This window comes from Streptomyces sp. NPDC041940, assembly GCF_055589465.1.
The window spans coordinates 142,321-166,901 of the sequence record NZ_JBVJBP010000010.1 but is presented as its reverse complement, the minus strand read 5'-3'; the positions used below and the strand labels follow the sequence as shown (position 1 = coordinate 166,901).

Below are 24,581 nucleotides of genomic sequence, written 5' to 3'. Positions count from 1 at the left end.
ATGACGAGGAGCGTTACTCGAACCGCACCGCCAGCAGCACGACGTCCTCCGCGCCCTCCGCCGCGTCCAGCCCGTCCGGCAGCACGCTCCGCAGGACGTGGTCGGCGATCGCGCCCGGGTCGCAGCGCAGCGCCCGCGGCACCCCGGCCGCCGCCGCGTGCAGCCGGGCGAAGGCACGGTCGGTGGCCTCGCCGGTGCGGTGCAGCAGCCCGTCGGTGTACAGCAGAACCGTCTCTCCACGCTCGGCGAGGATCTCCACGCTCGGCGCCTCCCAGCAGGCGAGCATGCCGAGCGGGGCGGAGACCGACGTCTCCACGAACTCCGTGCGGCGCTCTCCGACGAGCAGGGGCGGGCTGTGCCCGGCGCCGGCCAGCGTGATCTTGCGGGCGGCCGGTTCGCAGTAGCCGAACAGCGCGGTGGCCGAGCGGGCCGGCTCGGTCAGCCGCAGCAGCAGCTCCAGGTCGGACAGGACCGCGACCGGATCCTCCCCCTCCATCACGGCGTACGCGCGCAGGGAAGCCCGCAGCCGGCCCATCGCGGCGACCGCGCTGGGCCCCGACCCGGTGACGGAGCCGACGGCGAGACCGAGGGCGGCGTCGGGCAGCGGCAGCGCGTCGTACCAGTCGCCGCCGCCGCGCGGGCCGGTGCGGTGCCGGGCGGCGAGCTGGACACCGGGCACCCGCGGCAGCCGCGTGGGGAGCAGTTCGTCCGACATCGTCGCCATGGCCGTGCGCGTGCGCTCCAGCTCGAGGAGCCGGGCGAGGTGTTCGGCGGCGTACTTGGCGTACAGGCCCACGAGGTGGCGCCGGTGCTCGTCCGGCTCGGCGGGTTCGTCGTAGAGCCAGACGGCGGCACCGAGGCGGGCCGCGGTCCCGGTGGACAAGGGCAGGGCGTAGCTGGCGGCGTAGCCGAGACGGGCCGCGACCTCGCGGTGGCGGGGGTCGAGCCCCTCCGCGGCGAACAGGTCGGGCTCGGCGATGCCGTCCTCGCCGCCCGGCAGCCCGTCGAGGATCCGGCCGTAGGACAGGGAACTGCGCGGCACGGTCTCGATGTGGCCGAGGTCGGCACGGGCCAGACCCAGGCCGATGGTGGTGTCCGGGCCGAGGCCGTCGCCGGGTTCCAGTACGACGAGTCCGCGCCGGGCGCCCACGAGGGCGGCGCCGGCCCGCAGCACTTCCTGGAGCGCCTCGTCGAGCGTGGCCGTACGGGCCAGGCGCTCGGTCAGTTCGTGGAGGGTGGTGAGGTCGGAGACCCAGCCGGCGAGACGGTCCTGCAGCACCGCGCCGGGTGGGGCCGGCGGGTTTGCGGGGACAGTCGGGGAGGTACCCGGCGCGCTGGGCGCGACAGTGTGTGCGGGTGCCGGAACCGTTGAATCGATTCCGGCCACTTTCGGAGGGTGCGGGGCGTTCATGGTCTCCGGCCTTCCGACCGGCGCGTACTGCTCAAAAGCATCGCAAACCCCCATGTCATTCTGCGCCGCCAGCAGTGTCTCCACATGTACACGCACTCGTGAGGAGATGTCCAGCATTGTCCTGCCGGGATTCCTGGTGTCCGTGAGCCCCGAGGGAGTAACTCCCCTTCCTCTTGCCGAAATGCAAAGTTGGCTTAAAACTGCCGCAGTGGACGGCTTATTGCGGTCGACTGGGCTTGCTCGACGGAGCGTCACGACGGTCGTGATGGGTACGTACTCGGTGAAGGCCAGGGGTGGTTGGGAATCACCCGGAACCTGGCGACGGACCCGGGCGTCCTATCCACCGACGACCGTGCCCCATCCTCCCGTGGCGGAGGCGGAGAGAAATACGCGCGACGGCAAACGCCATACTTCGCCACCCCTACGCCACGCCCGTGCTTTTGGTACACGCAGTATGGGCGGGACGGCCGCGGAGGCAGCCAAGGCTCGACCCATAGGGGTTCCCCCTGCTCATGGCAGGGGTGTGATGCGCCAACAGGTACGCACAGTGAAGTGATCGACACATGTTGTGATGTGGACCACGGTGTTGCCAGGCGTGCAACGGAAAGGAACGAGCGCTCATGCGCGAGATCCTCGGAAGGCGACGCAGGCTCCTGTCCAAGCGCGGTGACGGGACGCCTGAGCCGATCGGCTCGGCCCTGACCTACGCGACGGAATGGCAGTGGCCCGTACTCCCGGGCGTGGCGGCGGACCCGCAGGGGAAGGGCCGCTGCGGATGCCCCGACCCCGAGTGCACGGTGCCCGGCGCGCACCCCTTCGACCCCGGCCTCCTCGCGGCCACCACCGATGGACGCATGGTCCGCTGGTGGTGGGGCAATCGGCCCACGGCGCCGATCGTGCTGGCCACCGGCGGCAAGGCACCCTGCGCGGTGTCGCTGCCCGCCCTGCCGGCCGCCCGCGCCCTGGAGGCGCTCGACCGGATGGGCATGCGGCTCGGCCCGGTCGTCGCCTCCCCCGCCCGCTGGGCGATCCTCGTGAAGCCGTACTCCATGGAGCAGCTCGGCGAACTGCTCTACGCCAAGGACTTCGTGCCCGGCTCCCTCCGCTTCCACAGTGAGGGCGGCTATCTGGCCCTGCCGCCGTCCGGGACGGGCCAGGGCGAGATCCGCTGGGAGCGGGCGCCGCTGCCCGGCTCCGCCTCTCCGTGGGTGCCCGATGTCGAGGCCGTGGTGGACGCCGTGGTCGAAGCCCTCACTCGTACGGGTGTGAGCGCGCCCGAGTTCTAGGAGCGTCGGGCGCGCCGGGCCCGGCGTCGGCCCCGGGGCGTTAAGTTCCGGGTTCATGCCGCGTCATGCCCGGGGGCGCTCCCGGGACCCCCGAAAGACCAGACTGCTCGCCCTCGCGGGTGTCGTGGCGGTATGTGCGGTCGCACTGCCGCTGGCGGTGGCGTCCGCGGGATCCGTACATTCCGATCGGCATCCGGATCGGCGTACGGATCGGCAAACGGAACAGGACGAGGCACGTCCCTCCCCGGGCGCCGACGACAAGGCGCTCGGGATGCCGAAGAGCGCGCCCGACGCCGTTCCCACCCTGCCCACGCTCGGCCAGGGCCTGGCGACCGCCGTGCGCTGCGGTCCCGAAGTCTCCTCCCCCGACGGCATCGAGGCGCAGACCTGTGTCGTGACGCAGGGTGCGCGTACCTGGGCGCGGACCTACTACCGCAACGCGACCGGCGAGGCGCTGGACGCCGTACTGACCCTGATGGAACCCGGTGCCCGGACCGTGCGGATGACGTGTGCGGTGAGCGCCGAGGACGAACCGCGGACGTGCGAGACGCCCCGGGAGCCGGTGCGGGGGAATCTGGCGGCGTACACGGCGGTCGCGGAGTTCGCCCGGCGGGCGGGACTGGGGCCGCTGCTGCTGCGCTCGGGAAGCAACTCACCCGCGTGGACGGGCAGTTGACGAGCGGCCGCGCTCGGTGAACGGTCGCTCGGACGAAAGACACGAACGAAAAGACCCGGTTGCTGGCGACGGGGGATGCACCAGCAACCGGGCTACAGGAACGGTAACAAGAGATCGGCCGTTCGCAAATTCGGTCTCGCCCTTTCCAGTCACCGACTGGCTTGTCTCCAGCGGGAGTTGTGAGGGCAGTCACCTGTCCCGAGGCGCGCGGGTCCGGCCGGCCGGGGCGGCGGCCGGCCGGACCCTTCGGCGAACGTCAGCTGAGCGTGACCTGCCGGTTGGTGAGGCCGCCGCGGGCGCGGCGCTCGTCCGGGGTGAGCGGCGCTTCCGTGGCCAGGGCGGTGGCGAGGCGCTCGGCGAACTCCGCCGCCGGCTTCTCCACGTCCTCGGCCGTGACCCCGCTCGGCAGGTCCCACACCGGCACCGTGAGCCCGTGAGCGCGGAAGGAGCCCACCAGGCGGGTGCCCTCGCCGAGGCTGGAGCGGCCCGCGGCGTGCAGCCGCGCGAGAGCGTCCAGAAGCTGCTCCTCGGCGTGCGGCATGACCCACCGCAGATGGTTCTTCTCCGGCGTCTCGCACCAGTAGGCGGCGTCCACGCTCTGGAGCTTGACGGTCGGGATGGCCGCGGCGTTGGCCCGCTCCAGGGAGGCGGTCACCTCCGGCGTGGCGTTCTCCGTGTCCGGGACCCAGAACTCGAAGCCGCTGTGCACTTCTGGCGCGAAGGTGCCCTCCGGGTCGAGCAGATCCTGCAGCCGCGGACCGTCGGCCGGGGCGCGGCGGCCCTGCACGGGCGTGCCGGGCTGGGCCTCCAGGGCGCGCTGGAGGGTGTCGGCGAGGTCGCGGCTGATGTCGCCGGACGAGGTGTCGTTCTGCAGGCCGAGCAGGACCGAGCCGTCGTCACGGCGCAGGGCGGGCCAGGCCATCGGCAGGACCGTGGCCAGCGTGACCGCGGGGACGCCCTCGGGCAGGCCGTCCTTGAGGGGCAGTTCGACCGTGGCCGCCGGGACCAGCTCGCGCAGGGCCACCCAGTCGCACTCGCCGGGCAGGCCCTCGAAGGGGCGGTGCACCAGCTCGGTCGCGGCGTGGGAGGCGGCCCGGCCGTGACAGGCCTTGTAGCGGCGGCCGCTGCCGCAGGGGCAGGGCTCGCGGGCGCCTACGACCGGGACCTCGCCGTCCGTGATCTGCGGGCGCTTGGCCTTCGTCTGGGGTCGCTTCTTGGCCATCGATGGTCTCCCGGTTACGGCTCGTCTCGTACGGTCGCGAGCCTAGCCGTTCGGGCCTCGGGCGACGGGATCCTGTGGACAACACTCGATCCAGCGCGGCGTACGGGCGCTCAGTCCCCGCACTCGGTCCAGTGTTCAGTCCATGTCGTCGAAGGCGTCCGCGAAGTCGAGCCCGGGTATCTGGGACACCGCCGGGGCGGCGACGCGCGTCACGAAGTCGTCGCGGCGGTGGCCGGCGTCCGGGTCGTACACGTCGTCGTGGACGATGACCCACACCGTGACCTCGCCGCCGATGTCGTCGCGGACACCCCAGTCGTCGGCCAGCGCGGTGATGATGTTCAGCCCGCGGCCGCCGTGTGCCGTGACCGACGGGGTCGCCGGGGCGGGGCGGGTCGGGCCGCCGCCGTCCGTGACCTCGACGATGAGCCGGCCGGCCGGGTCCACACGCCACGCGGCGAGGACGTCGCCGTCACCGGACAGGGCGTCGCCGAGTGGCCTGCCGTGTTTGCACGCGTTGCTCAAAAGTTCGGAAAGGATCAGTACGGCGTCGTCGATGACCGAATCCGCTACGCCACCGCTGCGCAACTGTGAACGCATACGGTGCCTTGCTTTCCCCACGCCCGCAGGGCCATGGGGTACGGCCATGCTCGACGACGTGGGCACCTCCTGTGCCACCACCAACGCCACCCCCGAGACCTCCTTCGCCCCACGCCACGGTGTGGATGCCCCATTGGCCTGTACCGGAAACCGGCCAATCAACGTCCTGTGACGCATTCACCACGATCGAATACGGACCGAACGCGCCGGTGCACTCCCCGTAATCGAGTGGCTTGTTTTCGTCGGTGTGGCCGAGACGGGAGGATCCCGCCCGTCAAGGCGTGAGGTCAAGGGGTGTGCGTGGGTCTGGTGCGACTTGTGCGGCCGGCCTCAGCGGCCGAGGCGGTCCAGCACGGCGCGCGGACGGTTGGTGATGATGGCGTCGATACCGAGGTCGATGCAGAGATCCACGTCCTCCGGCTCGTTCACGGTCCACACGTGCACCTGGTGGCCGGCCCGCTTCAGGCGCTCCACATAGACGGGGTGGTTGCGCACGATCCGGATCGAGGGGCCGGCGATCCCCACGCCCAGGGGCAGCCGCCCGTCGCGCAGCCGGGGCGAGACGAACTGCGTCAGATAGACCGTCGGCAGGGTCGGGGAGGCGGCCCGCACCCGGTGCAGCGAGCGGGCCGAGAAGCTCATCACCCGCACCCGGGACTCCTCGGCGGTGGCCGGGGCGTCGAGGCCGAAGCGCTTCAGCAGGGCCAGCAGCCGCTCCTCGACCTGTCCCGCCCAGCGCGTGGGGTGCTTGGTCTCGATGGCCAGTTCCACCCGGCGCCCGGCGTCGGCGACGAGTCCGAGCAGCCGCTCCAGGGTGAGTACGGAGGTGGCCTCGCGGTCCTCCGGGGGGTGCTCCCAGTCGGGTTCCTCGTCGCGCCCCTTCCAGGCCTCGCGCGTCTTCCACGAGCCGAAGTCCAGGGCGGCGAGGTCGGCGAGCTCCAGGGCGGAGACCGCGCCGCGGCCGTTGGACGTACGGTTGATCCGGCGGTCGTGCACACACACCAGGTGGCCGTCGGCGGTGAGGCGCACATCGCACTCGAGGGCGTCCGCGCCGTCCTCGATCGCCTTGGTGTACGCGGCCAGGGTGTGCTCCGGGGCGTCCTCGGAGGCTCCGCGGTGGGCGACGACTTGAATCACATGCTGCCGTGCGTGGGTCACCGCGTCATGGTGCCACCGAGTCCGGGTACGCGTCCGGTCGTACGGACCCGACGGATTCACAGGCCCGTACGGAGGTGTTGGGATTGCATCCTTTTCACCGGTAATGACCTATATAAAGAATGGCCGCGGACCCACAGCCACCGCTTATGGTGCTCTGACGTCCCGTGGGAAAAGCTGACGGCATACAAAGGGACAAGCACAGCTGTATCGCGCCGGACCGTCGCCAGCGTGAAAAGGCGAGACCGAGTGCGACCCAGGAAAAGCAGCCGTGGATCGAGGAGAGAAGCTGTGAGCACCGAGAACGAGGGCACCGCGGTACCCCCCGCCCCGTCCGCACCCCCCGTGCCGGTGGATGCTCCCGCTGCTCCGGCGCCCCAGGGGCGGTACGGGCAGGACGCCCAGGGGCAGCCCGCTCATGGAGAGGGCGCTTCCGGTGCCGCCGGGTATCCCGGCGGTTCCTCCTCCGCCCCCGACCCCTCCTGGCCCCCGCCCCCGCCGCCGGCCACTCCGTCGTACGGCGACGGTGGTGCCGGATCGTCGTACGGCGACGGCGGTGCCGGTTACGGAGCGGGCGGCTGGGGTTCCTCCTACCAGCAGCCGGCGCCGAAGCCCGGCCGCGGTGGCCTGGTCGTCGCGATCCTCGCGGCCGCGCTGGTCGCGGGCGGTCTGGGCGGCGGCCTCGGCTACACCCTGGCGAGGAACAACGACGAGAACTCCGGCTCCACGACGGTCTCCGCCTCCACCAGCGGCGGCGACGTCAAGCGCGACCCGGGCACGGTCGCGGGCGTGACCGCCAAGGCGCTGCCGAGCACGGTCACGATCGAGGCCGAGAGCAACAGCGGCGAGGGCGGCACCGGCACGGGCTTCGTCTTCGACAAGCAGGGCCACATCGTCACCAACAACCACGTGGTGGCGGGCGCGGTGGACGGCGGCAAGCTCACCGCGACCTTCCCGAGCGGCAAGAAGTACGACGCCGAGGTGGTCGGCCACGCGCAGGGCTACGACGTGGCGGTCATCAAGCTCAAGAACGCCCCCTCCGACCTGAAGCCACTCACCCTCGGCGACTCGGAGAAGGTGGCCGTCGGCGACGCGACCATCGCGATCGGCGCCCCCTTCGGTCTGTCCGACACGGTGACGACGGGCATCATCAGCGCCAAGAACCGCCCGGTCGCCTCCAGCGACGGCAGCGGCAGCCAGGCGTCGTACATGAGCGCCCTGCAGACCGACGCCTCGATCAACCCGGGCAACTCCGGCGGCCCGCTGCTCGACGCGCAGGGCAACGTCATCGGCATCAACTCCGCGATCCAGTCCACCGGCAACGGCGGCTTCGGCACCGGCCAGTCCGGCTCGATCGGCCTGGGCTTCGCCATCCCGATCAACCAGGCCGAGTACGTCGCCCAGGAGCTGATCAAGACCGGCAAGCCGGTGTACGCGAAGATCGGCGCGTCCGTCTCCCTGGACGACAGCTCGAGCGGCGCGCAGATCACCGACCAGGGCGCGGGCGGCGCGGCACCGGTCGAGCCCGGCGGCCCGGCCGCCAAGGCGGGCCTCAAGCCCGGCGACGTCATCACCAAGCTCGACGACCGGGTGATCGACTCCGGCCCCACCCTGATCGGCGAGATCTGGACCCACAAGCCCGGCGACAAGGTCACGATCACCTACGAGCGCGGCGGCAAGCAGCAGACCGTCGACGTCACCCTGGGCTCGCGCACCGGCGACAGCTGACACCCACCCGCGGGCACCGACCCGTTACCCTTGTCCCCGCGCCGCCGATCACGGCCGGCGCGGGGAGGCGTGCCCGAGCGGCCGAAGGGAACGGTCTTGAAAACCGTCGTGGCAGCGATGTCACCGTGGGTTCAAATCCCACCGCCTCCGCGCAGGTCATAGCTGTTGTGGGAGAGGGGCTGCCGAGCGTGCTCGGCAGCCCCTCTCGTGTGTTCGTCGTGGAGGCCCTCAGGGCCGGAGTTCCGTGTGTGGCGGTGTCGTGCACGTCGGGTTGTGGCGGATGTACCACTCGGTGCCGAGCAGCCGTTCCCGGTCGAGGGCCGGGAGGGCGGCGATCAGGGACGGGGCGGCTCCTCGTGTCACCTCCGTGCGGTGGGCCAGGACGGCGGCGGTTTTCTGCTCCAGCCAGGGGGTGACGTCGACGGTCGCGGTGATCCGGTCGTCGGGGACGGTGTGCATCGTCTTGCCCGTGGGGGCCAGGTGCCCGCCCCAGGCCCGGACGGCGGAGTGCGGGTGCGTGGCCAGGTACAGGGCGCTCGGCTGCCAGGGCTCGCCGGCGCCGGGGTAGAGGCGTTCGAGGCTGGCGGCGTGGACCGCGAGCAGGGTCACGCGGTGGGTGTGTACATGGTCCTCGTGCCCGGTCAGGCCGCCGTAGGCGTCGTGTGTGACGACGATCTCCGGGCGGACGTCACGGATCTGTGCGACCAGTTCGCCCACCGCCTCGTCGAGCGGGGCGTCGCACCAGCGCGGTCTGCCGGGGGCCGAGTGCGGCACGCGTGAGTCGGCGTGGCCGAGCATGCGTGGCCGGCCGGCGCCGAGGATGTGGCATGCCTCGGCCAGTTCCGTGGCGCGTGGGGTGTCCGTCGCCCAGGTCGCGGTGACGACCGTCGTACGAGCGCCCGCGGACGCGGAACGGGCGAGGACGCCGCCCGCCACCAGGGACTCGTCGTCGGGGTGGGCGAAGACCGCGAGCAGGCTCGGTGACGGTGACGGTGACGGTGAGGGTGAGGGTGACGGTGACGGCATCGGCCGAACCGGCCCGGCTAGCGGGTGCCGGCGGTGGCGAGCCAGTGGGCGACGCGGCGTACGGCGGGCTCGTCGAGCCGTTCGACGAGGGCCTGGACGGTCGTGTCGTCCTCGGGGGTGAGGTCGTAGAGGCCCGCCTTGCTCAGCCCGGCCATGAGGACCTGGTGGCGGCGGCCGGTCATCCGCTCCGCGTGCACGGTCGGTTCGCCGGGGGGCTCCGCTTCCGGGCTCGTCGGCCGAGGTGAGGCCGCCTGCTTGAGCGGTGGGTCGAACAGCTGCCACGCGCCGTCCCTCGGTCCCCAGAGCGCGACGGTCACCTCGTCGCCACGGGCGCGCATGGTCTGGGTCATCTCGCCGAGCGCGTACAGCACAGGCGGGCGGTGGGGTGACTCCGCCACGGCCCGCCAGGACTTCCCGGCCGGCCGGTAGAGCATCGCCACCCAGCGCGGATCGCCCTGCGGCTCCGGGCTCTCGGGACGTGTCTCCATCGCGCTCACCCCTGTACGTCGCTGGTACGTCGCTCCGGAAGCGGTACGGCAGGCGCCGACCATAACTGACGGTTCGTCAGTTATCCAGGGTCGGACGGCGACCACGGCGTCCGGCACCGGTCCCTCCCCTCGTGGGGACCGGTGCCGAACGGTGGAGCCGCAGTCGTCCGGCGCGGACGCGAGCGAACGCAAGCGGACGGAAGCCGACGGAAGCCGACGCAAGTCGACGGAAGCGGGCTGAAGCTGTCCGGAATGGTGCGTTGCTGCGTCCGGATCCTGCCAGTTCAGGCTGCTGAAGAGGAGATTCCGGTGCCGGACGGACGGCATTACCGCAGGTCAGCCGTATAGAGTGAGTTTTCCGGTCCGGACGTCCAGGTGTGACAAGTAAGGAGTGGAGACCTTGAGTTCCGACTCGGGGGCACGCACCGCCTTCGCGGAACGCCTCGCGCTGCTCTACAAGGAAGCCGGGAACCCTCCCCTCAAGCGTGTGTCCGAAGCGGTCGTCCGGCTCCAGCGGGTCGACGAACGCGGGCGGCCCGTGCGGGTGTCCGCCCAGCGCATCAGCGACTGGCGGCGGGCCAGGAACGTACCGGCCCAGTTCGCCGCTCTCGCGGCCGTGTTGCACGTACTGATCCCCGAGGCGCGACGCTCGCGGCCCACGCCGGTGTCCCCGGGCCTGTACGACCTTGGCCAGTGGCAGCGGCTGTGGGAACGGGCGGTGGCCGACCCGGTCGCCGAGCGCCCCGAGGCGTCCCCGGCACAGGAAGGGCCTTCGGCCGAGGCCCCGCCCGCGCCCGGCGGGGTGAGCCCGTACCGCGGGCTGGCCTGTTACCGCCGGGAGGACGCGCGTTGGTTCTTCGGCCGGGAGCGGAGCACGGACGCGCTCGTCGCGCAGCTCGGGTCCGTGGCGGAGGCGGGCGGCCTGGTCATGCTCGTGGGCGCGTCGGGAGCGGGGAAGTCCTCGTTGCTGAACGCCGGTCTGGTGCCCGCCCTGCGGGACGGCGCGCCGAGCGGCGACGACGGTGCGGAGCACGGCCGGGCGCGGAAGGTCGCGCAACTCGTCCCGGGCGGTGACCCGCTGACGGAACTGGCCCGGTGCATCCCCGAACTGGCGCCCGTCCTCATACCCGGGGCAGGGCAGTCCGACGTCCCGTCCGCCACGGAACAGGAACAGGAACCGGGAGCGAGGGCCGAGGGGGCCGGCGGCTCAGCCGTGGAGCACGAGGGACCGGCGGAACCCGGCGCTCCCCCCACCGCGGACGCCGTCCGTGCCGCCGTCGCCGCCTGGGCGCGGCGCGAGGCACCCTCCGGTGCGCGTCCGGTCGTCATAGTGGACCAGTTCGAGGAGACGTTCACACTCTGCCCCGACGAGGCGGACCGGCGCACCTTCATCGAGATCCTGCACGCCGTGTGCTCACCCGCCGGACGGGGCGAACCGGCCCCGGCGGTGGTGGTCCTGGGCATACGCGCCGACTTCTACGAGCGGTGCCTCAGATATCCCGAACTGGCCGACGCGCTCCAGCACCGGCACATGGTGCTCGGGCCGCTGACCACCGCGGAGCTGCGCGAGGCGGTGACCGGCCCGGCCAAGGCCGTCGGGCTGGAGCTGGAACCGGGCCTGGCGGAGCTGATCGTCCGGGAGGTCAGCGCCGACGGCCCGCGCGGTGCACACGACGCGGGCGTGCTCCCGCTCCTCTCGCACGCCCTGCTCGCCACCTGGCAGCGCAGAAAGGCCGGCCGGCTGACGCTGGCCGGCTACCGCGCGGCCGGCGGCATCCAGGGCGCCGTCGCGGCGACCGCCGAACGGGCCTGGTCCGGCCTGGACCCCGCGGCGCGCACGGCGGCGCGGCTGCTCCTGCTCCGGCTGGTCCGCCTCGGCGAGGACACCCAGGCCACCCGCAGACGGGGGACCCGGCGGAAGCTGGCGGAGGAGTCGGCCGACCCGGGCAAGACCGAGGAGTCCCTGGAGGCGCTGGTCCGCGCCCGGCTGGTGACCCTCGACGCGGAGACCGTGGAGATCACCCACGAGGCGCTGCTGCACGCCTGGCCGCGCCTGCGCGACTGGATCGACGACGACCGGCAGGGCAATCTGCTGCGCCAGCGCCTGGAGGAGGACGGCCGGGCCTGGGAGGAATCGGACCGCGACACGTCCCTGCTCTACCGGGGCTCCCGGCTGGAACAGGCCCACGGCTGGGCGAAATCCGCCGGGGACACGTTCCTGACCCGGAGCGCGGTGGAGTTCCTGGCCGCCTCGGTCAGGCTGCGCCGGCGCATCATCTGGATCAGCCGGGGCGCGGTGGCGACGCTGGTCGTCCTGGCGATGCTGGCCGTGGGGTCGGCCTTCATCGCCTCGAAGCAGCGGGACGAGGCCGTGTTCGAGCAGGTGCTCGCCCAGGCCGACCGCGTCCAGTACACGGATCCGTCGCTGTCCGCGCAGCTCGATCTGGTGGCCCACCGGCTGCGGCCGGACGACAAGGGCGCGAACAGCCGCCTGATGTCCATCGTGAACGCCCCGCTGGCCACGCCGCTGGTCGGCCACACGGGCGCCGTCTACCTCACGACGTTCAGCCCGGACGGGCGGACCCTTGCCACGGCCAGCTACGACCGGACCGTACGGCTGTGGGACGTGGCCGACCCGAAGCGTCCGAAGCCCCTGGGCGAGCCTCTCACCGGCCACACGAGCTGGGTGAGCAGCGCGGTCTTCAGCCCGGACGGCCGTACCCTCGCCAGCGCGTCCGACGACGGCACGATCCGGCTGTGGGACGTGACGGACCCCGGCCGGCCCGAGCGGCTCGGCACGCCGCTGACCGGCCATGACAGCACGATCTACCTGGTCGCCTTCAGCCCGGACGGGCGCACCCTCGCCTCCGTGGGCGACGATCGCACCGTCCGGCTGTGGGACGTGGCCGATCCGCGCCGGCCGCGGGCACTGGGCAAGCCCCTGACCGGGCACGAGGCCGCTGTGCGCTCGGTGGCGTTCAGCCCGGACGGCAGGACGCTGGCCGCCGGTGGCGACGACGGGGCGATCGAGCTGTGGGACGTGACCGACCCCCAGCGCCCGGAGGAGGCGGGGGAGCAGCTCACCGGTCACACCGCCACCGTGCACTCCGTGGCCTTCAGCCCGGACGGCCGTACGCTCGCCAGCGGCAGCTCGGACAACACCGTACGGCTGTGGAACACGGCCGATCCGCGTCGCCCGGCACCGATCGGTACGCCGCTCACCGGCCATACCGGGGCGGTGTGGTCCGTGGCCTTCAGCCCCGACGGGAACATGCTCGCCGCCGCCAGCGCGGACAGCACCGCGAGCCTGTGGAAGGTCGGTGATCCGGAGTACCCGTCGCAGGTCGGCGGGCCCCTGGCGGGCAGCAGCGGCGAGATGTACGCGCTCGGCTTCAGCCCCGACGGGCGCACCCTCGCCACCGGGGCGGGCGACAACAAGGTCCGCCTGTGGTCGCTGCCGACGTCGGACATGATCGGCCGGACCGGAGCGTTCCGCCCGGACGGGCGGGTGCTCGCGACGGCGGCGCTCGACGGGCGGGTGCGGCTGTGGGACGTACGGACGCCGGGCAGGCCCGTGCGGGTGGGCGAATCGTTCCGGCCGGAGGGCGGCGTACGGACCCTGGAGTTCTCCCCGGACGGCCGTACCCTCGCGGTGGTGACGGGCAGCCTGGCCTTGCAGCTGTGGAACGTCGACGAACCTCGACGCCCTGTTCCGCACGGGTCCTCCATTCCCCTGCGCACCCGTCTCGCCGACCCGGTGGCGTTCAGTCCGGACGGGCAGGTCCTGGCGACCCCCTCCGACGACCGCACCGTCCAGCTGTGGAACGTCCGCGACCCGTCCCGTCCCCGCCCGCTCGGCGCGCCCCTCACCGGTCACAAGGGGTACGTCAACGCCCTCGTCTTCAGCCCGGACGGCCGTACGCTCGCCAGCGGCAGCGCGGACGGCACGATCAGGCTGTGGAACGCGGCCGGCCCCGGCCGGCCGACCCCGCTCCGCGCGCCTCTCAGGGGCCATCTCGGAGCCGTCAACGCCCTCGCCTACAGCCCCGACGGCCGCACCCTGGCCAGCGCCGGCGACGACAACTCGGTCCGCCTCTGGGACATCGAGGACCCCGCCGAGGCCGCCGAGCAGGCGCGTCTGACGGGCCACAAGGAAGCGGTCGTGTCACTGACGTTCAGCCGGAGCGGGCACACCCTGGCCAGCGGCGGCAACGACAGCACCGTCCGGCTGTGGAACGTCTCCGACCCCTCCGGGGCCACCGCGATCGGCCAGTCGATGGGCCCCAACGCCAAGACCGGCAACTTCCTGGCGTTCAGCCCGAACAGCCATATGCTCGGGGTGTCGAGCGGCGCCGACAGCATCCGGCTCTGGAACCTGGACACCGAGGAGGCCGTACGCCGCATCTGCTCGATGACCCGGGGCGTTCTGACGCCGGCCACCTGGCGCGAGTACCTGCCCCGGCTCTCCTACGACGGGCCGTGCGCGGGCTGACGAGACCGCGGTACGGCAACAGTGCGTAGTTGTACGGCAGTTGAGTGATACGAGTCACAACCTGACGTTTCCTGGCGGGCGGTCGGCGCCTCTCGCGCAAGCGCTTGTTACCCTTGGCCATAGCCCGACCGCTGGTGCATCCCCCGTCGCCAGCGGTCGGGCATTCGCATGCCGGTGCGCTCAGCGCAGGTCGAGGCGCATCAGGACGCGGGGATGGCCGGCCAGGACCGAGGTGGTGGGGGCCGCGTAGGTGAAGCCGGCTCGTTCGAAGTTCTTCCTCAGTCCGGCGTAGGCCATCGTCAGGTCGACCCTGGCGTCGCCGTTGTCGAGGGGGTACGCCTCGATCGCCGGTGCGCCCTGGGCGCGGGCGAAGTCGACCGCGCCGGCGATGAGCGCGTGCGAGATGCCCTGCTTGCGGTGGCCGGGGCGGACCCGGACGCACCACAGCGACCAGACGGGCAGGTCGTCGACGTGCGGGATCTTGCGGTTGCGGGCGAAGGCGGTGTCCGAGCGCGGTGCGACGGCGGCCCAGCCGACGGGTTCGTCACCCTCGTAGGCGAGCACGCCCGGGGGCGGTTCCGCACGGCACAGCTCCGCCACGTAGTCACCCCGGGCCGGGCCGCGCAGTTCCTTGTTGAGCTTGGAGGGGATCCGGTAGCTCAGACACCAGCAGACATTCGCCCCCGGCGACTTCGGCCCGAGCACGGCACGGACGTCGTCGAAATCCGTGGCCGGGCGGACGTCGATGCTCATGGCACCACGATGGCACGGCCTCGGCGGCTTCGCTGCTCGGTTCCTTCCTGTTGATGATCATCGGGGAGCCGAGGGAGGAACTCGTGCACGCCTTCGGGCGGTTGCCGCCGTGACGCGAACACCGTGCTCGTGGCCAGGGCCGGCACCGTGACGCTGCTGCCGCTGCCGTCCGGGCTGCGGGGGCGCGTCGAGGACGTGGTCGTCGACGACTCGGCGCGCGGGCAGGGCATCGCGGGCCTGCTCATCGAGGAGGCCCTGCGCCTCGCCCGCCGGGCCGGGGCCCGCACCGTCGACCTCACCTCCCGCCCGGACCGCGCCGCGGCGAACCGGCTCTACGAGCGACTCGGCTTCCAGGCCCGGGAGTCGACGGTTCACCGCTGCACAGCGGACTGAGCCGCCGAGGCCGATGCCGCTCGCAGCAGCCGCAGCTGGCCGATCTCGCTCGCGTTCTTCATCAGCTCGGCGTTCACCCAGGCCACCATGTGCGCGACGGTGTACTGGGGGTCGCCCTGCGACGGGAACGAGGCGGTGGCGTCCAGGTCGCTGTCGGTGAGGCCGTCCAGGACCGCCAGCCACTGAGCGCGCAGGTCGCGCAGCCACTCGACGGTCGGGGCACCCTCGCCGGGCCAGGCGATGTCCGTGCGGTCGCGGGGCGGACGGCCCTGCGCGTGGTCCAGGGTGACGCTCCACCACCAGCCGATGTGCCAGGTCACCCAGGCGATCGTCGGGACGGGCACGGGGTCGGACTCGGTGTCCGCCCAGTCCGGTACCCAGGTGCCGTCGGGGGCCCTGCGCATCGTCCAGCAGAGGGGTACGGGCTCCCAGAGGAAGTCCCCGGGCTCCAGCCGCTCCAGGTGGTACTCGAACAGCGACCAGGTCAACTCGAACTGCCAGCGCGGCAGTTCCGTAGGGGAAGCGCTCATCGCACGACCCTACGCAGGCGCCCGGCCGTCCCGCGCCAGCCCCGTCCAGTCGATCTCCCGCAGCGCCCGCTCCATGTCGCAGCCCGACGGCAGACGCGGGGCCGGCTGGAACCAGAGGACGGCCAGGCGCGAGCGGTACAGGACCGGGTCGTGGGCCGGGTCGAGGGCGGTGGAGTGGAACGTGCCGAGGCAGGCCACCGCGGGCAGCACCTCGACGGGACCGAGGCCGCCCGCGTACTGGTCGGGACGCTCGCGCGGGGGCGGGACGAGGTGGACGGGCGTGCCGGGGTGGGACCGCTCGGCGGCGCGCAGCAGCTCGCGGATCCGCAGGTCGTTGACCGGTTTGCAGGGATAGCCCGCCGGCGGGTCGCCGTATGTCGAGCGCGGGTCGCCGTACGTCGAGAGCAGATCGCCGTACGTCGACGAGAACCGCAGCTCGGCGAGGTCCACCGAGCGGCCGGAGGCGAGAACGAGGCGGGCGAGCGCCATGGCCGGCGGTCGGGCGTGCTGGTGCATGGAGGTCTTTCGGTGCTGGTGGACAAGGCCCTGCTCATGGCCGGTGCCCCGTCATCCGGGCCGCCGAAGCGATCGTCGTCCGGGCCTCACGCTCGGACAGGCCGGTGTGGAGGGCCGCTTCGACCAGGGGATCCACGAGCGCCGGGCCGATGCCGTCCTCGTACGCCCGGCAGGCCGCCCAGAACAGCCGGGTGTTGCGCTGCCCCTCGTGCGCGGCGAGGACGAACTGGACCAGGCCCTGGCCGTGCCCGCCGGCCGACGGGGGTGTGGGGTGCTGGGCGCGCGGCTGCGGGAGCAGCAGCCGCAGCAGGGAGCGCGGGCACGGGGCGGGCGCCAGGTGCGCGGTCCCGGGAGCCGCCGCGTACGCCCCCTGGTCCGTGCGGGAGCCGGGGCCGACGAGGTAGCCGCCGGCGCCCCGGATGTCGATGCCGGGGGCGAGACGGCCCGCCGAGTTCGGGACCACCACGTCGGGCGGGCCGCTCAGCCAGAGGTGACGCCCGCCGGACGGGGTCAGGACGACCACCGTCGGGGGGATGGTGAACAGATGCCGCAGGGCCAGCTCGCGCAGGGACGCCGAGGAGTCCGTGCCGGTCTTCACGTCCAGGTCGATGCCGATGAGCTGGTGCGGGGGCAGGCCGCAGGCGATGCCGTAGCCGGTCGCCCAGGGCGCCGCGGCGAACAGTTCGCGGATGCGGGCCGGGTCGCTGGAGGCGTCGTACACGCCGTGTCCGAGGCGGCCGCACGCGCCGTGGCAGGGGGAGGGGGCGGGGTCGTCGCGGTGCGGGGAGCGCAGCGCCGGGAGCTTGGTGCGGGACAGGGGGATGACGGCCAGTCCGCGTTCGGCGGCTGACAGGGCGTGTGCGAGGGCCAGCGTCGTGGCCTGCCGGTCGGTGGTGGCCATGCTTCTAGTTTCGTACGTACGTTCGAAAAAGGAAAGAGGGAGCGGGGGCGACGCGCCGGGGTGGAGGCCTGGGTGCGAAAAGTGCTGGAACGCTTCGCCCCTTGTGGCACCAGGGTCCGAACCATCCCTTCCACCCCGGTCCGGTACTGAAGTGACGCAAAGGGGTTTATCGACATGTCATCACGCTTGAGTGCGAATAGGGGCTTCCGGTGTGGTTCGCCGGGGATTCGGTGGGCAACTCTGGACTCGCGACGTCGAGCAACGGACCAGGGCGGTCGGCCAACTTCCCTGGAAGCAGCAGTACTTCTTCACGCAGTCCTGGGTTCTGAAGTCTCTGAGTCTCTGAAGTCCTTGGAGGGACAACAACATGGCAAGCATCCGTACCGCCCGCGTCATCGCCGCCGTCTCCGCCCTTCCGCTCGCGGCCGCCCTCTTCACCGGCATCGCGACGGCGGACAACGGCTCCTTCGCGGACAACGGATCGATCGCGTCCGTCACGGAGGCCGAGGCGGGTGTCCTCGGCAGCGGCGTCGGTGGTGACAACTTCGGCACCTCGTCCACCACGAACCAGCAGGCCGTCGGCGAGGGCGCCTCGAACCAGAGCAACACCGCGCAGGTCAACGGCTCCGCCTTCACGGCGGTCAACCAGGGCAACGACAACACCGCCGTCAGCTTCACCCCGCTGTGGTGGTGAGCTGAGCGGGCCGGTGTACCGGCATCGGCCCGCCGTCCGTGTGGGTGTGCTTCGTGGGGTGACAAGCGTCTGAGCGGCGGCACTTCGGTGCCGCCGCGCAGGCGTTTTCGCGTCCGTGGGGTGCGATGCCTTGACGCCGCCGCGTATCTGACGGACAGTCAGAAATCGTGAACGGTGAGCCGGAGGTCCACGAGGAGTCCGAGGAGTCCGAGGGGTCCGAGAAGAAGCCGGAGAAGTCCGGGGAGCTCGAGGCGCGCCTGAAGGCCTACGAGGGCCGCCCGGCCGCCGCCACCGGGGTCGGCCGGGACCCCGTCAACGAGCCGATGATCAGGCACTGGTGCGAGGCCATGGGCGACACCGACCCCGCCTACACCGGCCCGGACGCCATCGCTCCCCCCACCATGCTCCAGGCGTGGACCATGGCAGGCCTCTCCCGCCGCCCGGAACGCACGGCGGCCTACGACGAACTGCTCCGCCTGCTCGACGAGTCGGGCTACCACGCCGTCGTCGCCACCGACTGCGAGCAGGAGTATCCGCGCCCCCTGCGCCCCGGCGACGAGATCACCTTCGACTCGGTGATCGAGTCGGTCTCTGACCTGAAGACCACCAAGCTGGGGGCGGGGCACTTCGTCACGACCCGTACGGACGTCCGGGTCGGCGGCGAACTCGTCGGCACCCACCGCTTCCGCATCCTCAAGTACGCCCCCGCGCGCAGGCCGCCGCGCCCGAACGAACCCCGGCCGCGCCCCGTGATCAACCGCGACAACGCCGGCTTCTGGGAGGGCGTGGCCCGCCACGAACTGCTCATCCAGCGCTGCACCGGCTGCGGCGACCTGCGTTTCCCCTGGCTGCCGGGCTGCAACAGCTGCGGCTGCCCGGACTGGGACACCGTGGAGGCGAGCGGCGCGGGCACGGTCTATTCGTACGTCGTCATGCACCACCCGCCCTTCCCGGCCTTCGAGCCTCCCTACGCGGTCGGGCTGATCGAGCTCGCGGAGGGCGTGCGGATCGTCAGCAACGTGGTGGGAGTGCCGTACGACAAGGTGCGGATCGGCATGCCGGTGCGGCTCGAGTTCCGGCGCTACGACGAGGAGCTGGTGCTGCCCGTCTTCCAGGGGGTCGCGGAATGAACGTCGGCGACCGCGTCCCGCCCCTGGAGATCCCGGTCACCCGCACCCTGATCGTCGCCGGGGCGATCGCCTCCCGCGACTACCAGGACGTGCACCACGACCCGGATCTGGCCCGGGAGAAGGGCTCCCCCGACATCTTCATGAACATCCTGACGACCAACGGCCTGGTCGGCCGGTACATCACGGACCACTTCGGGCCGGGGGCCGTGCTGCGCCGGGTGGCCATCCGGCTCGGCGCGCCCAACCACCCCGGTGACACGATGGTGCTGACGGGCACGGTCGAGGAGGTCGACGGCGACCTGGTGACGGTCCGGGTCGTCGGCGCGAACGGCATCGGCAAGCACGTCACCGGCACGGTGACGGTCACGGTTCCCCCGGGAGCCGGGCCGGCGACGGCTCCCACCGGACCACCATGACCGACGACACCGTCTCGGCGACCGCCGTGTGCCGCGTTTCCTCGGCCGCCCCAGCCGCCCCAGCCGCCCGCGGGACCCCACGTGCCCGGCCCGGCGTGGGCCGAGGAGGCCCGGCAATGCCCCCAGGAGGCCCGTCATGAGTCCCCGTCGGCACGACACCCTCGGCGGCCGTGCGGCCATCGCCGGGATCGGGGCCACCGAGTTCTCCAAGGACTCGGGCCGCAGCGAGCTGCGGCTTGCCGTGGAGGCGGTACGGGCGGCCTTGGCCGACGCCGGACTCACCGCCGCCGACGTCGACGGCATGGTCACCTTCACCATGGACACCAGCCCCGAGATCACCGTGGCCCAGGCGGCCGGCATCGGCGAACTCTCCTTCTTCTCCCGGATCCACTACGGCGGCGGCGCGGCCTGCGCCACCGTCCAGCAGGCGGCCCTCGCGATCGCCGCGGGCGTGGCGGATGTGGTCGTCTGCTACCGGGCATTCAACGAGCGCTCGGGCCGCCGCTTCGGCTCCGGGGTCCGGCACCGGGAGCCGTCGGCCGAGGGCGCGGCGCTCGGCTGGTCGCTGCCGTTCGGCCTGCTCACCCCGGCCTCCTGGGTGGCGATGGCGGCCCAGCGCTACCTCCACACCTACGGGCTGAAGCCGGAGGTGTTCGGGCACGTGGCCGTGACCGACCGCGCGTACGCGGCGACCAACCCGGCGGCGTACTTCCACGGCCGGCCCATCACCCTGGCCGACCACGCCGCGTCCCGCTGGATCGTCGAGCCGCTGCGGCTGCTGGACTGCTGCCAGGAGACCGACGGCGGACAGGCCCTCGTCGTCACCTCCGTGGAGCGGGCCCGCGACCTGCCCCGCCCGCCCGCCGTGATCGCGGCGGCCGCCCAGGGCGCGGGACGCGCGCAGGAGCAGATGACCAGCTTCTACCGCGACGACCTGACCGGCCTGCCCGAGACGGCGGTGGTGGCCCGGCAGCTGTGGCGGACCTCCGGACTCGCACCGGCCGACATCGACGTGGGGATCCTCTACGACCACTTCACGCCGTTCGTGCTGACGCAGCTGGAGGAGTTCGGCTTCTGCGGTCCCGGCGAGGCCTCGGACTTCGTGGCCGAGAAGCGCCTGCCGCTCAACACACACGGGGGACAGTTGGGGGAGGCGTACCTGCACGGGATGAACGGGATCGCGGAGGCCGTCCGGCAGATCAGGGGCACGGCGGTGAACCGGATCCTCGGAGCGGAACGGGTCCTGGTGACGGCGGGGACGGGCGTGCCCACGTCGGGACTCGTCCTCACCGCCGACCCGCAGGGGACAACCCGCAGTACCCCGGTCCCGCCGCTCCACCTGTAGGAGGTGCAGCAGGCCCTACCACTACAACCTGAGGGGGACTTCGCTTCGGGACCTGCGGCCGATCCGCTCGACCTGGCCCGCTCATAGCGTTGAGCCATGACCACAATCGTCTGCACCAGCGCGTCGAAGGCCGCTGCACCAGCGGCGCAGACCCTTCCGTACCCGTCGTTCTCGTCGTACGTCAGGGCCCGCCAGCCGGTGCTGCTGCGTACCGCCCGCTCGCTCACCGGCAACCCGAGCGACGCGGAGGACCTGTTGCAGACCGCGCTCACCAAGACGTACGTGGCCTGGGAGCGTATCGAGGACCACCGCGCCCTCGACGGCTATGTGCGCCGGGCGCTGCTGAACACGCGGACGTCGCAGTGGCGCAAGCGCAAGGTCGACGAGTTCGCCTGCGACGAGATGCCCGAGCCGGAGCCGCTGACCGGCAGCGACGACCCGGCCGAGCAGCAGGCGCTGCGCGACGCGATGTGGCGGGCGATCATGCGGCTGCCCGCCCGGCAGCGGGCGATGGTCGTCCTCAGGTACTACGAGGACCTGAGCGAGGTCCAGACGGCCGAAGTGCTCGGCGTCTCGGTGGGCACGGTGAAGTCGGCCGTCTCGCGCGCGCTGGGAAAGCTCCGCGAGGACGCTGAGCTGGGGCTTGTCCGTCAGTGAGCCCCGCCTCGCAGGCCGCTCGCACGCCGCCTCGGCCGCCGCTGAACCCCTCCGTCCGCTTGGCGTGATGTGATCGATCGCCCGGTCCTAGTGACATACCACGCGGTATGTGCGCAGAATCAGCGCAACCCTTACCACCGCGTAGGCAATGTCGCCCCGGGAGGACGCCCGTGCTGAGCACGATGCAGGACGTACCGCTGTTGATCTCCAGGATCCTGACCCACGGGTCCACGATCCACGGGACATCGCAGGTGACCACCTGGACCGGTGAGGACGAGCCGCACCGCCGCTCCTTCGCGGAGATCGGCGCCCGCTCCGCCCAGCTGGCCCACGCGCTCCGGGATGACCTCGGCGTCACCGGCGACGAGCGCGTCGCGACCCTGGCCTGGAACAACGCGGAGCATGTGGAGGCCTACTTCGCGATCCCGTCCATGGGCGCGGTCCTGCACACCCTGAACCTCCGCCTCCCGCCCGAGCAGCTGGCCTGGATCGTCCACCACGCCGCCGACCGCGTGATCATCGCCAACGGTTCGCTGCTCCCCCTGCTCGCCCCGCTGCTCCCGCACCTGAAGACGGTCGAGCACGTGGTCGTCACCGGCCCGGGTGACCGCTCCCTCCTCGCGGACGCCACCGCCCGTGTCCACGAGTACGAGGACCTGATCGCCGGGAAGCCGACGTCGTACGACTGGCCCGAGCTGGACGAACGCCAGGCCGCCGCCATGTGCTACACCTCCGGCACCACCGGCGACCCCAAGGGCGTGGTCTACAGCCACCGCTCCATCTATCTGCACTCCATGCAGGTCAACATGGCCCAGTCGATGGGCCTGACCGACGGGGACACCTCGCTGGTCGTGGTCCCGCAGTTCCACGTGAACGCCTGGGGCCTGCCCCACGCCACGTTCATGACCGGCGTGAACATGCTGATGCCGGACCGCTTCCTCCAGCCGGCCCCGCTCGCCGCGATGATCGAGAGCGAGAAGCCCACCCACGCGGCCGCCGTCCCCACCATCTGGCAGGGCCTGCTCGCCGAGCTGACCGCGAACCCGCGTGACGTCTCCTCCCTCGGCCAGGTCACCATCGGCGGCGCGGCGTGTCCGCCGTCGCTCATGGAGGCCTTCGACAAGCTGGGCATGCGGGTCTGCCACGCCTGGGGCATGACGGAGACGTCCCCGCTCGGCACGATCGCCCGTCCCCCGGCCAGTGCGGTCGGCACGGCGGAGGAGCTCGCCTACCGTCTCACCCAGGGCCGTTTCCCGGCCGGCGTCGAGGGCCGCCTGACCGGCCCCGGCGGCGAACGCCTCCCCTGGGACGGCGAGTCGGCCGGCGAGCTGGAGGTACGCGGCCCCTGGATCGCCGGGGCCTACTACAACGGCCCGGACGCCGACCCGCTCCGCCCCGCCGACAAGTTCAGCGAGGACGGCTGGCTCAAGACGGGCGACGTCGGGACCATCTCCCCCGACGGCTACCTCACCCTGACCGACCGCGCCAAGGACGTCATCAAGTCCGGCGGCGAGTGGATCTCGTCGGTGGAGCTGGAGAACGCGCTCATGGCCCACCCGGACGTCGCCGAGGCGGCCGTCGTCGCCGTCCCCGACGACAAGTGGGGCGAGCGCCCCCTGGCCACGGTCGTCCTCAAGGAGGGCTCCACCGCCACCTTCGAGACCCTGCGCGCCTTCCTCGCCGACGAGGGCCACATCGCCAAGTGGCAGCTCCCGGAGCGCTGGACGGTCATCGAGGCGGTCCCGAAGACGAGCGTCGGCAAGTTCGACAAGAAGGTACTGCGCAGGCAGTACGCGGAAGGCGACCTGGACATCACCCAGCTCGGCTGACCCCGCAGAACACCCCGGAGCCCCCTGGCCACCGCCAGGGGGCTCCCGCACGCCATTCCCTTCGCCACCCGTCAGCCGGTGACGTCCTCGGCGATGCGCCCGCTCAGCTCCCCGGCGGTCAGGCCGCCCGGCTCACGGCCCTGGGACACACTCTCCCGGGCGGCATGCTGCAGCGCCGCGTTCACCGGAGTGGGCACCCCGTGCTCCCGTCCGAGCAGCACGATCTCCCCGTTGAGGTAGTCCGTCTCGATCGATCCCGCGCCCCGCGCCAGGCTCTGCCAGGTCGAGCCACGAGCGGTCTCGCCGGCGATCGGCTGCGGGTCGACCGTCCCGCTGCGCAGTTCGGTGATCTCGGCCCCGCCCGCACAGGCGATGCCCGCCGCGTCGAGGGCCGCGGCCCCTTCGGCCTTCGCCCGGGCGACCAGGTCCCGCACGGCGGCGTCCGAGGCGGAGCCGCACACGGCCTCGACCACGTTGGCGAGGTTGCCGAGGAGTTTGCCGTACTTCCAGCGCATCACGTCCGTCACCACCGGAGCCAGGAAGCAGGCCTTCTCCAGGTCGTCCGCGATCCGTTGGGCGGTGTCGCCGGTGCCCGTCCCGTACCGGCCGAGGACCAGGGCACCGGTGTACGGGCCGCAGGGCGCGACGACCTCGCCCGGATTCAGATGGGTGCTGGGCAGGACGACGCACATGCCGTACACCTCGTGGAAGCGGCGCAGGGCCAGGCGCTCGTTCTCCACGCCGTTCTGGGCGCACACCAGGGGCAGGCGCTCGCCCGCCGTACCGCCGCCCGCCACCGGCCGACCGGCCCAGGCGTCCAGGGCGGCCACGCTGTCCTGGGTCTTGACGGCGAGGACGAGCACGTCGTCCGCACGCAGTTCGACGTCCTCGGGCCGTGACACGACGGGCACGTCGAGGGTGAGCGTGCCGGTGGGGACCGTGAGCCGCAGCCCGCTGTCGCGCAGCGCGTCGAAGTGCGCGCCGCGGGCGACCAGAACGACCGACCGGCCGCTTTCGTGCAGCCGCCCCCCGATCGAACCGCCGACCGCTCCGGCCCCGATGATGATGTAGCGCATTCCGCTCCCTGGCTCTTGGCTTCCGTGGCGACCGCGACGACGCGTCCTCGCACCACCGACGACGAGTCCTCGCACCCCCGGGCGGACGCGCCCCGACGCCGCCGCTTCCCGCCCAACAGGGCACAGCCTGCCACCAACCACCGAGGCTGGCCGGTGACTTGGCTGACATACCGCGTCACGCATGACCGGCCGGCCGTCTACGAACAGAGCCCTGACCCGATTTCCCGACCACGCACGGAACGACCTGAGCAAGCCATGGC

General features: G+C 72.2%; 21 protein-coding genes, 1 tRNA gene and 1 pseudogene. 12 read left to right on the top strand and 11 right to left on the bottom strand.

What is annotated here, in order from left to right:
- Positions 1–13: 13 nt before the first annotated feature.
- Entirely contained in the window at positions 14–1,528 is a 1,515-nt protein-coding gene (locus ACZ6I3_RS19160; protein ID WP_469415886.1) for a PP2C family protein-serine/threonine phosphatase, read from the bottom strand.
- Between the two features lie 503 nt (positions 1,529–2,031).
- On the opposite strand from ACZ6I3_RS19160, the gene ACZ6I3_RS19155 reads away from it, so the two are divergent.
- Positions 2,032–2,697 (top strand): bifunctional DNA primase/polymerase, encoded by a 666-nt coding sequence (locus tag ACZ6I3_RS19155; protein ID WP_469415885.1) that lies wholly within the window; start codon positions 2,032–2,034, stop codon positions 2,695–2,697.
- Between the two features lie 55 nt (positions 2,698–2,752).
- Positions 2,753–3,373, top strand: a complete 621-nt coding sequence (locus tag ACZ6I3_RS19150; protein ID WP_469415883.1) for a hypothetical protein — start codon at positions 2,753–2,755, stop codon at positions 3,371–3,373.
- A 256-nt stretch (positions 3,374–3,629) separates the two neighbouring features.
- Here ACZ6I3_RS19150 and ACZ6I3_RS19145 read toward each other — a convergent pair whose 3' ends face one another.
- The 3 genes from ACZ6I3_RS19145 to ACZ6I3_RS19135 form a co-directional block, all read right to left on the bottom strand.
- The gene (locus ACZ6I3_RS19145; RefSeq protein ID WP_469415881.1) at positions 3,630–4,595 is read right to left on the bottom strand and encodes a DUF5926 family protein; all 966 of its coding nucleotides are present in this window, start codon (positions 4,593–4,595) and stop codon (positions 3,630–3,632) included.
- 135 nt (positions 4,596–4,730) lie between these two features.
- Positions 4,731–5,369 carry an ATP-binding protein gene (locus ACZ6I3_RS19140; protein WP_469415879.1) on the bottom strand — a complete coding sequence of 213 codons (639 nt, stop codon included), beginning with the start codon at positions 5,367–5,369 and terminating at the stop codon, positions 4,731–4,733.
- 153 nt (positions 5,370–5,522) lie between these two features.
- Positions 5,523–6,350, bottom strand: a complete 828-nt coding sequence (locus ACZ6I3_RS19135) for a glycerophosphodiester phosphodiesterase (RefSeq protein WP_469415878.1) — start codon at positions 6,348–6,350, stop codon at positions 5,523–5,525.
- Positions 6,351–6,638: 288 nt separating this feature from the next.
- Between ACZ6I3_RS19135 and ACZ6I3_RS19130 the strand changes: the two genes are divergently transcribed.
- Both ACZ6I3_RS19130 and ACZ6I3_RS19125 read left to right on the top strand, forming a co-directional pair.
- Positions 6,639–8,075, top strand: a complete 1,437-nt coding sequence (locus ACZ6I3_RS19130; RefSeq protein WP_469415876.1) for a S1C family serine protease — start codon at positions 6,639–6,641, stop codon at positions 8,073–8,075.
- A gap of 63 nt (positions 8,076–8,138) precedes the next feature.
- Positions 8,139–8,225: transfer RNA gene (locus tag ACZ6I3_RS19125), tRNA-Ser, on the top strand.
- A 78-nt stretch (positions 8,226–8,303) separates the two neighbouring features.
- Here the strand turns inward: ACZ6I3_RS19125 and ACZ6I3_RS19120 are convergent.
- Together ACZ6I3_RS19120 and ACZ6I3_RS19115 are read right to left on the bottom strand one after the other, a co-directional pair.
- The gene (locus tag ACZ6I3_RS19120; protein ID WP_469415874.1) at positions 8,304–9,101 is read right to left on the bottom strand and encodes a PIG-L deacetylase family protein; all 798 of its coding nucleotides are present in this window, start codon (positions 9,099–9,101) and stop codon (positions 8,304–8,306) included.
- Between the two features lie 17 nt (positions 9,102–9,118).
- The gene (locus ACZ6I3_RS19115) at positions 9,119–9,589 is read right to left on the bottom strand and encodes a hypothetical protein (RefSeq protein WP_469415872.1); all 471 of its coding nucleotides are present in this window, start codon (positions 9,587–9,589) and stop codon (positions 9,119–9,121) included.
- A gap of 391 nt (positions 9,590–9,980) precedes the next feature.
- On the opposite strand from ACZ6I3_RS19115, the gene ACZ6I3_RS19110 reads away from it, so the two are divergent.
- Entirely contained in the window at positions 9,981–14,081 is a 4,101-nt protein-coding gene (locus ACZ6I3_RS19110) for an nSTAND1 domain-containing NTPase (protein ID WP_469415870.1), read from the top strand.
- A gap of 180 nt (positions 14,082–14,261) precedes the next feature.
- On the opposite strand, the gene ACZ6I3_RS19105 is transcribed toward ACZ6I3_RS19110, so the two are convergent.
- Positions 14,262–14,834 (bottom strand): GNAT family N-acetyltransferase, encoded by a 573-nt coding sequence (locus ACZ6I3_RS19105; RefSeq protein WP_469415869.1) that lies wholly within the window; start codon positions 14,832–14,834, stop codon positions 14,262–14,264.
- 111 nt (positions 14,835–14,945) lie between these two features.
- On the opposite strand from ACZ6I3_RS19105, the pseudogene ACZ6I3_RS19100 reads away from it, so the two are divergent.
- Positions 14,946–15,227 (top strand): annotated as a pseudogene (locus ACZ6I3_RS19100) (GNAT family N-acetyltransferase); the annotation flags it as partial.
- Here ACZ6I3_RS19100 and ACZ6I3_RS19095 read toward each other — a convergent pair.
- From ACZ6I3_RS19095 to ACZ6I3_RS19085, 3 genes are read right to left on the bottom strand one after another with little or no spacing between them, the layout of a single operon-like run.
- Complete coding sequence (locus tag ACZ6I3_RS19095) at positions 15,206–15,757, bottom strand: DinB family protein (protein WP_469415867.1); 552 nt, start codon at positions 15,755–15,757, stop codon at positions 15,206–15,208. The pseudogene ACZ6I3_RS19100 and the gene ACZ6I3_RS19095 sit on opposite strands and share 22 nt — an antisense overlap.
- Before the next feature lie 9 nt (positions 15,758–15,766).
- Positions 15,767–16,273, bottom strand: a complete 507-nt coding sequence (locus ACZ6I3_RS19090) for a hypothetical protein (RefSeq protein ID WP_469415865.1) — start codon at positions 16,271–16,273, stop codon at positions 15,767–15,769.
- A 34-nt stretch (positions 16,274–16,307) separates the two neighbouring features.
- Positions 16,308–17,174 carry a bifunctional DNA primase/polymerase gene (locus ACZ6I3_RS19085; protein WP_469415863.1) on the bottom strand — a complete coding sequence of 289 codons (867 nt, stop codon included), beginning with the start codon at positions 17,172–17,174 and terminating at the stop codon, positions 16,308–16,310.
- 367 nt (positions 17,175–17,541) lie between these two features.
- Between ACZ6I3_RS19085 and ACZ6I3_RS19080 the strand changes: the two genes are divergently transcribed.
- The 6 genes from ACZ6I3_RS19080 to ACZ6I3_RS19055 all read left to right on the top strand — a co-directional run bounded on the left by ACZ6I3_RS19080 (position 17,542) and on the right by ACZ6I3_RS19055 (position 23,245).
- The gene (locus ACZ6I3_RS19080; RefSeq protein ID WP_215120397.1) at positions 17,542–17,868 is read left to right on the top strand and encodes a hypothetical protein; all 327 of its coding nucleotides are present in this window, start codon (positions 17,542–17,544) and stop codon (positions 17,866–17,868) included.
- Positions 17,869–18,125: 257 nt separating this feature from the next.
- The gene (locus ACZ6I3_RS19075; RefSeq protein WP_469416031.1) at positions 18,126–18,998 is read left to right on the top strand and encodes a bifunctional MaoC family dehydratase N-terminal/OB-fold nucleic acid binding domain-containing protein; all 873 of its coding nucleotides are present in this window, start codon (positions 18,126–18,128) and stop codon (positions 18,996–18,998) included.
- Entirely contained in the window at positions 18,995–19,414 is a 420-nt protein-coding gene (locus ACZ6I3_RS19070) for a MaoC family dehydratase (protein ID WP_469415862.1), read from the top strand. The genes ACZ6I3_RS19075 and ACZ6I3_RS19070 overlap by 4 nt, the downstream gene beginning before the upstream one ends.
- A gap of 136 nt (positions 19,415–19,550) precedes the next feature.
- Positions 19,551–20,759, top strand: a complete 1,209-nt coding sequence (locus ACZ6I3_RS19065; RefSeq protein WP_469415861.1) for a lipid-transfer protein — start codon at positions 19,551–19,553, stop codon at positions 20,757–20,759.
- Positions 20,760–20,855: 96 nt separating this feature from the next.
- Positions 20,856–21,416, top strand: coding sequence for a SigE family RNA polymerase sigma factor (locus ACZ6I3_RS19060; protein WP_469415860.1), 561 nt, complete (start codon positions 20,856–20,858; stop codon positions 21,414–21,416).
- 170 nt (positions 21,417–21,586) lie between these two features.
- The gene (locus ACZ6I3_RS19055) at positions 21,587–23,245 is read left to right on the top strand and encodes a long-chain fatty acid--CoA ligase (RefSeq protein ID WP_469415859.1); all 1,659 of its coding nucleotides are present in this window, start codon (positions 21,587–21,589) and stop codon (positions 23,243–23,245) included.
- A gap of 71 nt (positions 23,246–23,316) precedes the next feature.
- Here ACZ6I3_RS19055 and ACZ6I3_RS19050 read toward each other — a convergent pair whose 3' ends face one another.
- Positions 23,317–24,321, bottom strand: coding sequence for a ketopantoate reductase family protein (locus ACZ6I3_RS19050; RefSeq protein ID WP_469415858.1), 1,005 nt, complete (start codon positions 24,319–24,321; stop codon positions 23,317–23,319).
- Between the last annotated feature and the right edge of the window lie 260 nt (positions 24,322–24,581).